Source organism: Azoarcus sp. L1K30, from assembly GCF_018122735.1.
Classification (GTDB): Bacteria; Pseudomonadota; Gammaproteobacteria; order Burkholderiales; family Rhodocyclaceae; genus Parazoarcus.
In genome coordinates, this window is record NZ_JAGRRD010000001.1 from 2,987,282 (window position 1) to 2,999,982 (window position 12,701).

The 12,701-nt window shown below is 65.8% G+C and carries 14 protein-coding genes; 1 reads left to right on the plus strand and 13 read right to left on the minus strand.

From position 1 onward, the window contains the following. Window positions 1–7 precede the first annotated feature (7 nt). From J5J83_RS13815 to J5J83_RS13830, 4 genes are read right to left on the minus strand one after another with little or no spacing between them, the layout of a single operon-like run. On the minus strand, window positions 8–763 hold the full coding sequence (locus J5J83_RS13815) for a glycosyltransferase family 2 protein (protein WP_212350055.1): 756 nt from the start codon (window positions 761–763) through the stop codon (window positions 8–10). Continuing rightward, the gene (locus J5J83_RS13820) at window positions 760–1,734 is read right to left on the minus strand and encodes a lysophospholipid acyltransferase family protein (RefSeq protein ID WP_249115720.1); all 975 of its coding nucleotides are present in this window, start codon (window positions 1,732–1,734) and stop codon (window positions 760–762) included. The genes J5J83_RS13815 and J5J83_RS13820 overlap by 4 nt, the downstream gene beginning before the upstream one ends. Beyond that, the gene (locus tag J5J83_RS13825; RefSeq protein ID WP_249115721.1) at window positions 1,661–2,695 is read right to left on the minus strand and encodes a hypothetical protein; all 1,035 of its coding nucleotides are present in this window, start codon (window positions 2,693–2,695) and stop codon (window positions 1,661–1,663) included. The genes J5J83_RS13820 and J5J83_RS13825 overlap by 74 nt, the downstream gene beginning before the upstream one ends. Beyond that, the gene (locus J5J83_RS13830; protein ID WP_349251896.1) at window positions 2,692–4,026 is read right to left on the minus strand and encodes an NAD(P)/FAD-dependent oxidoreductase; all 1,335 of its coding nucleotides are present in this window, start codon (window positions 4,024–4,026) and stop codon (window positions 2,692–2,694) included. The genes J5J83_RS13825 and J5J83_RS13830 overlap by 4 nt, the downstream gene beginning before the upstream one ends. A 226-nt stretch (window positions 4,027–4,252) precedes the next feature. Between J5J83_RS13830 and alr the strand changes: the two genes are divergently transcribed. Further along, window positions 4,253–5,314 carry an alanine racemase gene (gene alr / locus J5J83_RS13835; RefSeq protein ID WP_212350059.1) on the plus strand — a complete coding sequence of 354 codons (1,062 nt, stop codon included), beginning with the start codon at window positions 4,253–4,255 and terminating at the stop codon, window positions 5,312–5,314. 90 nt (window positions 5,315–5,404) lie between these two features. Here alr and ccmI read toward each other — a convergent pair whose 3' ends face one another. The 9 genes from ccmI to ccmA are packed head-to-tail and all read right to left on the minus strand — an operon-like array spanning window position 5,405 to window position 12,527. Beyond that, entirely contained in the window at window positions 5,405–6,667 is a 1,263-nt protein-coding gene (gene ccmI / locus J5J83_RS13840; protein WP_212350061.1) for a c-type cytochrome biogenesis protein CcmI, read from the minus strand. Next, window positions 6,664–7,179 carry a cytochrome c-type biogenesis protein gene (locus tag J5J83_RS13845; RefSeq protein WP_212353151.1) on the minus strand — a complete coding sequence of 172 codons (516 nt, stop codon included), beginning with the start codon at window positions 7,177–7,179 and terminating at the stop codon, window positions 6,664–6,666. Before J5J83_RS13845 ends, ccmI begins: the two co-directional genes overlap by 4 nt. Before the next feature lie 25 nt (window positions 7,180–7,204). Beyond that, the gene (locus tag J5J83_RS13850) at window positions 7,205–7,798 is read right to left on the minus strand and encodes a DsbE family thiol:disulfide interchange protein (RefSeq protein ID WP_212350063.1); all 594 of its coding nucleotides are present in this window, start codon (window positions 7,796–7,798) and stop codon (window positions 7,205–7,207) included. Between the two features lie 9 nt (window positions 7,799–7,807). After that, the gene (locus J5J83_RS13855; protein ID WP_212350065.1) at window positions 7,808–9,781 is read right to left on the minus strand and encodes a heme lyase CcmF/NrfE family subunit; all 1,974 of its coding nucleotides are present in this window, start codon (window positions 9,779–9,781) and stop codon (window positions 7,808–7,810) included. Continuing rightward, on the minus strand, window positions 9,778–10,224 hold the full coding sequence (gene ccmE / locus J5J83_RS13860) for a cytochrome c maturation protein CcmE (RefSeq protein ID WP_212350067.1): 447 nt from the start codon (window positions 10,222–10,224) through the stop codon (window positions 9,778–9,780). The genes J5J83_RS13855 and ccmE overlap by 4 nt, the downstream gene beginning before the upstream one ends. A 1-nt stretch (window position 10,225) precedes the next feature. After that, the gene (ccmD, locus tag J5J83_RS13865) at window positions 10,226–10,435 is read right to left on the minus strand and encodes a heme exporter protein CcmD (protein WP_212350069.1); all 210 of its coding nucleotides are present in this window, start codon (window positions 10,433–10,435) and stop codon (window positions 10,226–10,228) included. Further along, window positions 10,435–11,199, minus strand: coding sequence for a heme ABC transporter permease CcmC (ccmC, locus tag J5J83_RS13870; protein WP_212350071.1), 765 nt, complete (start codon window positions 11,197–11,199; stop codon window positions 10,435–10,437). Before ccmC ends, ccmD begins: the two co-directional genes overlap by 1 nt. Before the next feature lie 39 nt (window positions 11,200–11,238). Then, window positions 11,239–11,907: a heme exporter protein CcmB gene (ccmB, locus tag J5J83_RS13875; protein WP_212350073.1), complete on the minus strand. Its 669-nt coding sequence runs from the start codon at window positions 11,905–11,907 to the stop codon at window positions 11,239–11,241. Beyond that, window positions 11,901–12,527: a cytochrome c biogenesis heme-transporting ATPase CcmA gene (ccmA, locus tag J5J83_RS13880; protein WP_212350075.1), complete on the minus strand. Its 627-nt coding sequence runs from the start codon at window positions 12,525–12,527 to the stop codon at window positions 11,901–11,903. Before ccmA ends, ccmB begins: the two co-directional genes overlap by 7 nt. Window positions 12,528–12,701: the final 174 nt, after the last annotated feature.

Sequence of the window (12,701 nt, forward strand, 5' to 3'; positions counted from 1 at the left end):
TGTAGCGTCAGCGCCGCACACGGCGCCAGAGCAGGACAGGCAGACGCAACAGGAAGCCGAAGAACAGCCGACTGTGCATCCAGGTCAGCAAGGTGTTGTCACGCAGATACTTGAAGTGCGAGACCCCGCCCTCCTGTGCGCTGAAATACCTTACCGGCGCATCGATGTTGATCGGCCGCACGCCGCGCCAGGCCAGGCGCACCACTGCTTCCGGATCGAAGTCGAAACGCCGCATCCAGCGCTGCCGCTGCATGACCGCACGCAGTGGCGCCACCGGATAAACCCGGAAACCATAGAGCGAGTCGCCAATCCCCATCCACAAGGTCTCCAGGTTCGCCCATGCGTTCGACACCTTGCGCCCGCGAACGCGCAGCATCGGTGCGCTGGCATCGAACACCGGCCGCCCGAGAATCATGCACGCGGGCGCTTCGGCCGAGGCCGCCATGAATCGCGGGATCAGGTGTCCCGGGTGCTGGCCGTCGGAGTCCATCGTCAGCACATGCGTGACGCCCCTGCGCGCGGCCTCGTCCAGCCCGCGCAGCACCGCCGCTCCCTTACCGCCGTTCTCGCTCAGAACGAAGACTTCGAGCCCGCCATCCTCCACCGCCATCGCCTGCAATTGCTCGCCACTGCCATCCGTACTGCCGTCGACTACCACCCATACCGGGTTCCACTGCGCGCGTGCCGCACGCACGGTGTCGAACACCTTGGGGCCGGGGTTGTAGCTCGGAATCAGGACCACATGGGTGGCGGAAGAGCTCATTGCCGTGCCCCGCTCAGCGAGCCCGCACCATCTTCCGCCGCCGTATCGGCGAACTGGGGCGGAACGAAACGCGCCTGCGCGAGTTCGTCGGCGAAATAGGCTTCGAGCTCGGCACAGAAGGCCGTGGCGCTGGCAGGCGGATCGAATCGCCGTCCGAGGCGGACGCGATAGTGGATCGGCATCGGCGGACGGCGGAACAGGGGCCAGCCCTTGGACAGATAGGCCGAGTCGGTCTCGATGATGATGGTCTGCACCGGCACCTTCGCACGGCGGGAAATCAGGGCCACACTGGGCATGATCGCGTTGACCGGCGCACGCACGGTGCGCGTGCCCTCGGGAAACATCAACAACTGGCTGCCGGCCGCCAGCGCCTCGCATGCGGCGTACACCATCTGCAGTGGCCGCCCGTTGGGAATGTAGCGCGCCAGTCTGGCGCCACTGCCGAGAAAGACATTCTTCAGCAAGCTCGCCTTCATGATGCAGGCGACGTCGGGCAAGCGGGCAATCACCATCACCGCATCGAGCAGGCAGGGATGATTCGGCGCCAGAATCATCGGCCCCTGGTCCTTCAGCGCATCGAGCGCTTCGATGTCGAAGCGGCAAGCGCCAAGCGCACCGAGAATGGCCAGATAGGTGCGAAATGAACGCGTGATCACCAGGCGTCCGAGCCGGCGCCCCCTGTGATCGGGCATGAAGGGGTGCAGGACGACCGCAAACGGCGACCACACCAGACACATCAGGCCAAGCACGAGGAGCCCGAAGTAGAGACAGAAGTATGCATAGACAACGGGAAAGGGGCGAACGCCCGACGCCCTCACCGCGCGCCCCGGCGGCATGCCATGCGACAAGGGATCGACCCGGCAGGCGCAGACGGCATCGTCGTAAGCCTGCTCCGTGTCATGCCTTGCCTCCCTGAACCGGATGCCCGCCGCTGGCTTCGACCTCGACCAGCAGATCGGCGCGGCAGACATCGGCCTGCACATAGCACACCTGTGCTTCATCCCCCATGGCACAGCTCATCTGCGCGCGCACCGTGGGCAGATCGACCGGGTCGCGAACATAGCCAAGCCAGGCGAGACCGGCGCGGGCCGTCCCCAGCGAGGGCGCAATGCGGGCCGCCTCGGCCAGTACCGCATCGACATTCATCAGCGTCTCCCGCATCTGCGCCGCCACGTCACCCGGATGCAGGGTCTGGTGACCGACGATACTGGCCGTTCCCGAAATGAACAGCAGTTCCTGCGCGGCACAGCGGCTGACCGCCGCACGGGAGAAGGTCGGGCTGCGCGGACCGTAGTCCTCGGGATAGTGATAGGCACTGACCTGGCGCGGGTTTTCCACCGCCACCAGAGGCTGACGCCCGGCGAAGAAACCGACTTCGAGCGCGCCCTCGCGTACGCCGAGCGCACTGGCCGCAGGCACCGGCCCGATCGACGCCCGGCCACAGGCCGCAAAGGCGTCCTGTCTGCCGATATTGAAGCTGCGATAGCGCTCGACACCGTGCTCGATTTCGTTGATTCGGGGCATGTAGTTCCACACCCGCAGCAAGTGCGGAAACCCGACATGTTCGAGTGCTGCAAACACCTCCCGGTAGGCGAGCTCCGCAGCCTGCTGCAACGCGCTTGCCGACACTTCGCCGACGCACTCTGCTTCGTCGATCGACACCACGCCGAACATCAATTCACCATCGTGCCGATAGTGCACGCGCCCATGCCGCCCCTCGTCGAGCACGCGGTCCGACAGCCACAGTGCCCGCCATGGCTTTGCGGGGGCGAGGGTTGGCACCCGTACCCGCAGGCAGGGGAAGGACGCCTCCACAACGCACTGCTCGCCAAATCGAAGTTCGCCCAGAACCATGGCGCCGTCGATGCCGTCGGGCAGCGCGGCATCGACGGCCAGCGGCGACAGCAAGCGCAATCGACTGCCTGCGCTCATCCGCGCACCGCCATGTCGCCATCGGCAACGGCAGCGATGTCACGCCGGCGCTTGCGACCGGCTGCCACGGTGCGCGGCAGATGGCGCAGGGCAGCCAGATAATAGACCGTCTTGAACGCCAGCAAGGAGGGCCAGATCGGCGTCTTGCCGTAGATGTCTCCTGCGAGCAGCGACAGCAGCGCCTCCTTCATCCGCAACAGGTTCCGCGGTCCCATGAACAGATCACGCATGGTCGGACTGGTCATGCGATAGATGAACCACGAGAAGGCCTTGGGACCATGGCGAAGCTGTCTGTCGAAACGCGCCATCGCCGCCTTGCTGTTCGCGGGCTGGCTCAGGCAGGTGTGGACCGCATCGGCACCGAAGAATGCCCCCTGCATCGCCAGCATCACCCCGGAGGAGAAGACCGGGTCGATGAAGGCATAGGCGTCGCCGAGCAGGATGTAATGCGGTCCGTGCGTGTGATCTGTCGTGTAGGAGAAGTTGCCGGTCGCCTCCACCGGCGAAATCCGGCTGGCGCCTTGAAGACGTTCGACCAGCGCGGGAGACAGCGCAATGGTGTCGGCCAGGAAATCGTCGAGCGGGCGTGTGCCGCGTTGTTTCATGTAATACGGCCAGGTCACGGCGCCGATGCTCGTTGCCCCGTCGGCCAATGGAATGACCCAGAACCATCCATGCTCGAACCAGTAGATCGAGATGTTTCCCGCCGCATCGCCTTCGTTGCGCCGCACACCGACGAAATGTGCGTACATCGCCGAGCTGTTGTGCAGCGGATTGCGATGCTTGGCCCGCAGCCGATTGGCAATGAAGGTGTCGCGGCCGGAAGCGTCGACGATGAAGCGCGTCTGCCAGGTGTCATTGCGGCCGTCATCGTGCTGCGCACTTACCGTGGCGCCATCAGCATGAAACACGGCATCCTTCACCCGACAGCCCTCGATCACCTCAGCGCCCTTGCGCTCCGCATTGCGAATCAGCACATGATCGAAATCGGCGCGGTGCACGTGATAGGCGTAAGGCATGGACTTGTCCCACGCGTCGGCGAAATTGAAGCGCTGCTGATTGGCATGCTGCGGAGAAACGAACTCCGCCGAATACTTGCGGATGCCAATCGCGCGCACTTCGTCAGCCACCCCCAGCTTTTCGAACAGGGGCAGATTGGCCGGCAGCAAGGATTCGCCGATGTGAAAGCGCGGGTGGTGTGCCTTTTCAAGCAGCGTGACGCGATGCCCCTTCTGCGCCAGCAACGTAGCCACGGTCGACCCCGCGGGCCCACCTCCGATGACGAGCACATCACATGTGTGTGAGGCGGACGGAGATTCACGAGTATTCACGACAGTTTCACCACCAGATACGGAATCGAGCGCATCGCAGCCCGATTTCGGCCCACGACGCAACTGCATCAAGGAGCGGACTATACCGTAGGCGAATTCGCAGCGGAAACGCCGGCGTGCACGTCGTGCTCAGGCGACACGCTGAAACTTCCGGCAACATCGGCAAGATTGCCGTAGCTGCGCTTAAGGAGCACCATCGTGCGCTCCACATTCCGTCCGTGCCCCCATGCGTCCCGCTCGCGCCCTGATTGACCTCGATGCCCTACGACACAATTACCGGCTCGCGCGTGCCCGCCATGGCGGACGCGCGTTCGCCGTAGTGAAAGCCAATGCCTACGGCCACGGGGCGCTTGCCTGCGCGCGTGCGCTGGCCGCGGAAGCCGATGGCTTCGCCGTCGCGTTCATCGACGAGGCGCTGCAACTGCGTGCCGCCGGCATCACCCAACCCATCCTGCTGCTCGAAGGCGTTTTCGACGCCGACGAGCTCGACGACGTCGTTCGCCATCGCTTGTGGATCGTCGTGCATCATCACGCGCAGATCGACATGATCGAGCGCAGACCGCTGCCGACACCGTTTAACGTGTGGCTCAAGATCAATACCGGCATGAACCGCGCCGGCTTCGAACCCGATGCGGTGCGCGCCGCCTGGCAGCGCCTGCACGACAGCGGCAAGGTTGCCGAAATTGCGCTGATGACGCACTTCGCCCGCGCGGACGAGCCTGAGGCGCTGACCACTGCGGAGCAGATCGCCTCCTTCGATGACGGCGTGCTGAATCTGCCGGGGCCGCACAGCCTGGCCAATTCGGCGGCCATCCTGGGCTGGCCCGCCTCGCACCGCAACTGGGCCCGCCCCGGCATTCTGCTCTACGGCGCAGACCCCATGCCGGCACAGGACAACGGTCTGCTGCCGGTGATGAGCCTGGAGAGCGAAATCATCGCCGTACGCGACATTGCGCCCGGCGCCCCACTCGGCTATGGCGCGCGCTTCGTGGCCGCGGCGCCGACACGTGTGGGCCTGGTCGCCATGGGCTATGCCGACGGCTACCCACGCAGGGCCGCCGAAGGCACGCCCGTCGCCGTGGACGGCAGCATCACCCGGCTCATCGGCCGCGTGTCGATGGACATGCTGACAGTGGATCTCACGCCGCTCCCCGCCACTGGTCTGGGCAGCAAGGTCGAACTCTGGGGACGACAGGTGCCGGTCAATCAGGTCGCCGCCGGCGCCGGCACGATTGCCTATGAATTGCTGTGCAATGTGAAGCGGGTGCGTTTCGAATACACGGGCTGAGCGCCCGGCCCGGAAGCACCACACAAGAGCGCTCCGCGCGGCGCGCACGCAGGCGTCCGCCCGCGCGCGGCGCAACCGACACCTCTGACACTACTGACGCACGCGCTCGACCTTCAGCACCACCCCGCTGGCGTCGGGGGCAAGCCCGTCGACACGCCCTTCGAGATCGCCCGGGCTGGCCATCGGCTGCCCCGACTTCGACACCCTCACCGCCACCGCCAGTTGCGCCGGCAACGGTGCGTTGCCATTCATGCGCTGCACGCCATCGAAGCTGAAATCCAGCGGCAGGTCGCTGCCCTTGAAGCGCAGCGCCGCCACCGGCGGGCCGCCGGCGCCACCGCGCACGAATACGAATACGGCATCGTCCGGCGCGACCTGCGCGCTCAGGGCCGGCGCGACCTCGAGCCGGCCGGCGATCTTCAGACCGCCGTTGTCGCCCGCCGTCGCGCTGCCCCGCTGCATGGCCACCGGCGGCGGCATCTGCTTTGCCGGCGCCGCTGCCAGCAAGGGCAGGCCGCCCTTGCCACGGGCGTCGTTCACGCTATCGAGCAATTGCCGCTCGATATCGCTGCCCGGCGGCACGCGCGCCAGGATGCGCTCCCAGCGCGCCGCTGCGCCCGCGTAGTCGCCGCGCTGATAGGCGGCGGTTCCGGTCAGGGCCAACGCCTTGGGATGGTCGGGATCGATCGCCAGCGCACGTGCGGCAATCTCGTCGGCCTCCCCCATGACGGAGCCGCTTTGCGCCGCCACCACATCGGCCCAGTCGGCGAAGACGTCGGGATTGTCGGGAATCAGTTCAGCCAGGCGCGCATATGCCTTGGCCGCCTCGGGGTAGTTCTCCAGCACCAGCCAGGAGCGAGCCAGCATGGCCCAGCCCTCGACGTTGTCCGGCTCCTTTTCGAGGCGGGCAGTCAGTGTGCCGACCATGCCCTTGATCTGTTCTGTAGTGAAGGTCTGCCGGCCGGCGACCTTTTGCGGGTCGAGCGCATCGGGCGTGCCGACCGCCAGGTAGCCCAGCACGGCAAGCACCGGCACGCCGAGGCCGACCGCCAGGGCCCAGCCACGCGACACCCCGGCACGAGCAACCGGCGCCATCGACTGGCCTTCATCCAGGGCGCGACGCTCGAGCTCCTCGCGGCTGCGCGCATAACTGGCCTCGTCCACCGTACCGGCGGCGCGTTCGGCCTCGAGATCCGCAAGTTGCTCGCGCAGTACCGCGAGCGCGGTCTCGGCCTGAGCCGCGTCGGCGGCAGCCGGAGACGCCACGTGTCGCCCGCGTCCGAGCAACGGCGGCAAGACCAATAGCAGGGCACCGGCCACCAGGAGGCCGGCAACAATCAGGAAGGTGATCACGAACGGGGCTCCTCGGCAGACGGGCGGTCTGCGGTGGCGGGCGATTCGCCCGCAAGCATCGAGCGCGCACGGGCACGCTCGGCATCGGTCAGGTGGCGTTGCGCTGCGGCCTCGATCTGGCGCCGGCGCAAGCGCAGCGCCAGCCAGCCCGCGCCGCCCAGCAGCAAGACCGCCGGGCCACCCCACAGCAGCAGCGTGATGGCCTTGAACGGCGGTTCATAGAGCACGAAGTCGCCATAACGATCGACGAGATAGGTCAGCACGTCGTCCTCGCTCTTGCCGGCCGCAAGCTGTTCGCGCACCTGGTTGCGCAAGTCGACGGCCAAGGGAGCATGCGACTCCGCGATCGACTGATTCTGGCACACCAGACAGCGCAACTTGTGCGACAGCTCCTGAACCTGGTCCTCGAGCGCCTGATCGGCCACGACCGGCGTGGCAACGCCGGCCTCATCCGCAGCACTGGCTGGTGGCGCGGACAAGGCCAACGCCCCCACCGTGAGCGCCACGAGCATGAAGCGGCCGCAGTAACGGAAACGATCAACCCGCACGCTTGAGCTCCTCGATCATCGGCAACAACACCTTCTTCAGATTCTCCGGTGTCACCGGTCCGATCTGCTTGTAGCGAATACGGCCGTCACGATCGATAAGAAAGGTCTCTGGCACGCCATAGACGCCGAAATCGATGCCGACCCGGCCGTCGATATCGAGCACCGACAGGTTGTAAGGATTGCCGTGTGTATTGAGCCAGCCGCGCGCGCGTTCGATCGCCTGCGCAGTCTCGACCTCGAGCGCCAGACCACGAGCGTCGATCTCGCCATCGCCCCTGACCTCCTTGTAGTTAAGGCCGACGATGGGGACCACCCCGCTGCGCGCCAGATCGACCAGGACCGGATGCTCCTGGCGACAGGCCACGCACCACGACGCCCATACGTTCAGGAGCCAGACCTTGCCCTTCATCTCATCGAGGGCGAAGGTCTGCTCGGGGGTGTCGAGCCGTGCGAGACGAAAGGCGGGCGCCGGCTTATCGATGAGTGGCGAGGGCACCTCACGCGGATCGAGCGTCAGTCCGAAGCCGAGAAAGCCCACCAGTACGAGGAAGAGGAACAGCGGAACAAGAAACTTTGCTTTCATGAACGATTCTCAAACGGCCTGTTGCATTGCACTGGCCGGCATCTGGCGCTCCGCCAGCCGGCGATAACGACGATCGGCCACCGCCAGCACGCCGCCCAGAGCCATCAACAGGCAACCTGCCCAGATCCAGCTGATGAAGGGTTTGCGATGCAGGCTGACGATCCAGTCGCCCTCAGGCAACTGCTCGCCGAGCGACACGTACACATCGCGGAAGGGACCGATGTCGAGCGCCGCCTCGGTCATCGGCATCCCCATTGCACGATAGACGCGCTTTTCCGGCTGCAACACGCCAACCGCCCTGCCCTCGCGACTGAGCTCGATCGTCGCCCGCGAGGCATCGTAGTTGGGACCGGGCACACTGTCGACGCCACGCAACACGAAGTGGTAGCCGGCGAAATCGATCTGCTCACCGGCCTTCATGCGCACGTCGAGGTTGGCATCGATGCTGCCCACCAGGGTGACGCCGATGATGAAGATGCCGACCCCGAAGTGCGCCGTCCACATTCCCCACCACGCTGCGGGAATGGTCGACAGCCGGCTCGACATCGATGCGCCCGCGCGCTCACGCAGCCGGCTGCCAAGCAGCTGAAGGCTTGCCAGCACCACCCACGCCGCCAGCGTCAGCCCCAGCGTGGTGCGCCAAGTGAAATGCCCGATCGCCACCGCGATGCCAATTCCGATCAGCAGGCTGGCAATGCCCGCCGGCGCCAGGCGACGCGCGACCGCACCAGCCGCATCGCTTTTCCAGCGCAGGTAGGGCCCGAACATCATCAGCACCACTACCGGCGTCATCAGCGGTACGAACACGGCCTGGAAATAGGGTGGTCCGACCGAGATCTTGCCCAGGTTGAGCGCATCGAGAAACAGCGGATACAGCGTACCGAGCAGCACCGAGGCCGACACCACCGCCAGCAGCACGTTATTGCCGAGCAGCGTCGTCTCGCGCGACACCAGCCCGAACGAACCGCCGCCGGACAGCGTCGGTGCGCGCCAGGCGAACAGCAGCAACGATGCACCGATGACCAGCACCAGCAGGCCGATGATGAACAGGCCGCGGGCCGGATCGGTGGCGAAGGCATGCACACTGGTGATCACGCCCGAACGTACGAGGAAGGTGCCGAGCAGCGACAGCGAAAACGCACCGATGGCCAGCAACACCGTCCAGCTGCGGAACGCGCCTCGCTTTTCGGTCACTGCCAGCGAATGGATCAGCGCCGTACCGAGCAGCCACGGCATGAACGAGGCGTTCTCGACAGGATCCCAGAACCACCACCCGCCCCAGCCCAGCTCATAGTAGGCCCACGCCGAACCCACCGCGATACCGACGGTCAGGAACACCCAGGCTACCGTGGTCCATGGCCGCGACCAGCGCGCCCAGGCCGCGTCCATCCGTCCGCTCAGCAGCGCGGCAATGGCAAAGGCGAAGGCAACCGCGAATCCGACATAGCCCATGTAGAGCAACGGCGGGTGAATGATCATGCCGGGGTCCTGCAGCAGCGGGTTCAGGTCACGCCCTTCCGCCGCGCCCGGCAACAGCCGCGAGAACGGGTTGGAGGTCGCCAGCAGGAAAGCCAGGAAACCCGTGCTGACACAGCCCAGCACACCGATCACCCGCGCCAGGAAAGCGTCCGGGATGTGGCGCGAGAACACCGTCACCGCCACCGTCCACAAGGACAGGGCCATGGCCCACAGCAGCAGCGAGCCTTCGTGGTTGCCCCACACGCCGGTGATGCGATAGATCATCGGTGTGTCACTGTGCGAGTTGCGCGCCGCGAGCGCGACGGAAAAGTCGCTGTTCATGAAGGCCCAGGTCAGACAGCCGAAGGCGAAGACGACGAACACGAACTGTCCGCGCGCAGCGGGACGCGCGACGGCCATCATCGACGGGTTGTTGCGCGCGGCGCCAACCATCGGCACAACAGCCTGAACCAGCGCCAGAACGAAGGCGAGAACGAGGGAGAAATGACCGAGCTCGGGAATCATTGGCTCACCGTCGCGGCAGTCTTCTGCGCCTGCTCGAGCGCATGCGCGGCCTCGGGGGGCATATAGTTCTCGTCGTGCTTGGCCAGCACTTCGGTGGCGCGGAACTGGCCGTCCGGCCCCAGCGAGCCCTGGATCACCGCACCCTTGCCTTCCTTGAACAGGTCGGGCAGCGTGCCCTTGTAGGTCACCGGGATGACCTTGGCGGTATCGGTAATGGCAAATCGAACGGTCAGGCCGTCGGCCTCACGCTGCAGCGATCCGGCTTCGACCAGGCCGCCGATGCGGAAAGTCTTGCCCTTGGGCGCCTTGCCTTCGATCACGTCGGTGGGCGTATGGAAGAACACCAGGTTCTGCTGAAATGCGGACAGTACCAATGCCACGGCGGCAACCAGCAAGGCCACGCCACCACCAACCAGCATCATGCGTTTGCTACGGGGTTTCATATCACGACTCCATGCGGGCACCTGCGCGCCCCGATCCATCCTTGCCAACCGCGCGGCGCCAGCGCAACAGCCGCTTCACGGTCTCCTTCCGACGCTGCAACACCAGCACAAGTTCCAGGCCGATGACTGCAAAAGTCACGCCATAGCTGCCCCACACGTAAAAACCCGCACCGCCCATGTCCCAGAAGGCCGACCACGATTCCCACTGCATCACGTCCGCCCTCCCTCACGATCGAGCACCGCGCCCACCCACTCGGTGTGACGCTCGCGCTCGAGAATCATCGGCCGCACCCGCCACAGCGTCACCGCCAGCGTGTACGCCCACGATGCAAATGCAAGCACCAGCATGCCGGCAAACATGGTGGCAGCCATCGATGGCGCCTTGGTCAGGCTCACGGAAGCGCCCTGGTGCAGCGTGTTCCACCACTTCACCGAGAAATAGATCACCGGCACGTTGACCGCGCCCACCAGCGCGATGATGGCACCGGCGCGGTCGGCACGACGCGGATCCTCGATCGCACGCGTGAGCGCGATGAAGCCGAAATACAGGAACAGCAGCAGCAGTTGCGAGGTCAACCGCGCATCCCACACCCAGTAGGCGCCCCAGGTTGGACGCCCCCACAGGGCGCCGGTCCACAACGCGACGAAGCAGAACATCGCCCCGGTCGGCGCCAGCGCCTGGCTCATGACAAAAGACAGGCGCGTGTTCATCACCAGTCCCACGGCGGACCAGAAGGCCATTACCAGGTAGATGAACATCGACATCCACGCCGCCGGCACATGGATGAAGATGACCCGATACACGTTACCCTGGGTCGCATCGGTCGGCGCCACGAAGAAGGCCAGCCACAACCCGGCCAGCGTGAGGACGACGGCGATGGCCGCGAACCACGGCGCCAGACGCCCCGCCAGCGGGTAGAAATTCTGCGGGGCGGCAAAGCGGAGCAGGCTCGGGCCGCGCGTACTTGAGTTCATGCGAATCGTCTCATCTTTCGGGCCAGAGGCCATTTCAGGTCAATCCGTCGATATGCGCAACGCCGCGGCACACGCCATCGGTGCCAGTGCCAGCGCCCCGGCAAGTCCGCCGCCCAGCAGCAACAGATGCGCCAACGCCCCCGTACCGGAGGCCTCGGCCTCCACCGCACCGGCGCCGAAAATCAGCACCGGCACGAACAAGGGCAGGATCAGCAAGGCCAGCAGCATGCCACCGCCCCGCACCCCCAGGGTCAAGGCCGCACCGACCGCGCCCAGCAGCGCCAGTATCGGCGTACCGAGCGCCAAACTTACTGCGAGCACCGGCAACGCGCCTTGCTCAAGGTCAAGCACGAGTGCCAGACCGGGGGCGACCGCCACCACCGGCAGACCTGTCGTCAGCCAGAAAGCCAGGATCTTGGCCAGCACCCACAGCACGGCCGGCTCACTGGACAACAGCAACTGCTCCAGGGTTCCGTCGGCATAGTCCTGCGCGAACAGGCGATGCAGCGACAGCAGACAGGCGAGCAGCGCTGCCACCCACAGCACACCGGGCGCGATGGCGCGCAGCTGGTTCGGTTCGGCGCCCACACCGAAGGGAAACAGGCACACCACGATCACGAAGAAAGCCAGCGTAACCATGACATCGGCGCGGCCGCGCCAGGCCAGCAACAGGTCACGGCGCAACACGGCAAGAAAGGTACTCAGCACGCAAACGCCCCGACATCGAGCACCCGCGGTAGCACGCCGAACGGGGCATCCTGGTGCGTGGTGAGCATCACCATGCCGCCCGCCCGGCAATGGTCGGACAAGGTGGTGGCCAGGTCCTCGACCGCGCGCACGTCGAGCGCGGTGAAGGGTTCGTCGAGCACCCACAGCGGGCGCTGCGCGGACAGGAACAGTCGCGCCAGGCCCACCCGGCGACGCTGCCCCTGCGACAGGACTCGCGCCGGCAGATCGAGCTGATTGGCAAGGCCGATCCGCACCAGCGCCTGCATGCAGGTCTCGATATCGATGTCGTCGCCTGCGGCGGCAAGCGCGAAGCGCAGATTCTCCAGCGGCGTGAGCATGTCATTGAGCGCTGAGGCATGCCCCAGATAGAGCAGATCGCGATGAAAGGCGTCGCGATCGCGACCGATCGAGCGGCCTTTCCAGCGCACCTCGCCTGCCTCGGCCAGGCTCAGTCCGGTCGCCAGCCGCAGCAGGCTGGTCTTGCCGACACCATTGGGGCCGGCCACACGCAGCAGCTCGCCCGCAGCCAGCCGCAAGGCAAGTCCACGAAACAACAGGCGGTCGCCCTTGAGGCAGGCAAGATCTTCAATCTCCAGCATGGTGCGCGATTGAACCACAGGCAGTGATCGCACGCCATCCCGCGGAGCACTTCCCTCGTCTGCAGCCGCCCCGCATCCCCTGAAAGAACCGGCGCTTCCGTCCTTGCGCAAGACGGCCGTCACCAACTCGGCGCATTACACGTGGCAAGACGGGCCAATCGAAACATGACACTC

Excerpts from the sequence above, each read along its gene's own strand:
- ccmD (WP_212350069.1), bottom strand. The coding sequence starts at position 10,435 with ATGCAGTGGGAATCGTGGTCGGCCTTCTGGGACATGGGCGGTGCGGGT.
- ccmA (WP_212350075.1), bottom strand. The coding sequence starts at position 12,527 with ATGCTGGAGATTGAAGATCTTGCCTGCCTCAAGGGCGACCGCCTGTTG.
- ccmC (WP_212350071.1), bottom strand. The coding sequence starts at position 11,199 with ATGAACTCAAGTACGCGCGGCCCGAGCCTGCTCCGCTTTGCCGCCCCG.
- alr (WP_212350059.1), top strand. The coding sequence starts at position 4,253 with ATGCGTCCCGCTCGCGCCCTGATTGACCTCGATGCCCTACGACACAAT.
- J5J83_RS13845 (WP_212353151.1), bottom strand. The coding sequence starts at position 7,179 with ATGCTCGTGGCGCTCACGGTGGGGGCGTTGGCCTTGTCCGCGCCACCA.
- J5J83_RS13825 (WP_249115721.1), bottom strand. The coding sequence starts at position 2,695 with ATGAGCGCAGGCAGTCGATTGCGCTTGCTGTCGCCGCTGGCCGTCGAT.
- J5J83_RS13850 (WP_212350063.1), bottom strand. The coding sequence starts at position 7,798 with ATGAAAGCAAAGTTTCTTGTTCCGCTGTTCCTCTTCCTCGTACTGGTG.
- ccmE (WP_212350067.1), bottom strand. The coding sequence starts at position 10,224 with ATGAAACCCCGTAGCAAACGCATGATGCTGGTTGGTGGTGGCGTGGCC.
- J5J83_RS13855 (WP_212350065.1), bottom strand. The coding sequence starts at position 9,781 with ATGATTCCCGAGCTCGGTCATTTCTCCCTCGTTCTCGCCTTCGTTCTG.
- J5J83_RS13820 (WP_249115720.1), bottom strand. The coding sequence starts at position 1,734 with ATGTCTGCCGCGCCGATCTGCTGGTCGAGGTCGAAGCCAGCGGCGGGC.
- J5J83_RS13815 (WP_212350055.1), bottom strand. The coding sequence starts at position 763 with ATGAGCTCTTCCGCCACCCATGTGGTCCTGATTCCGAGCTACAACCCC.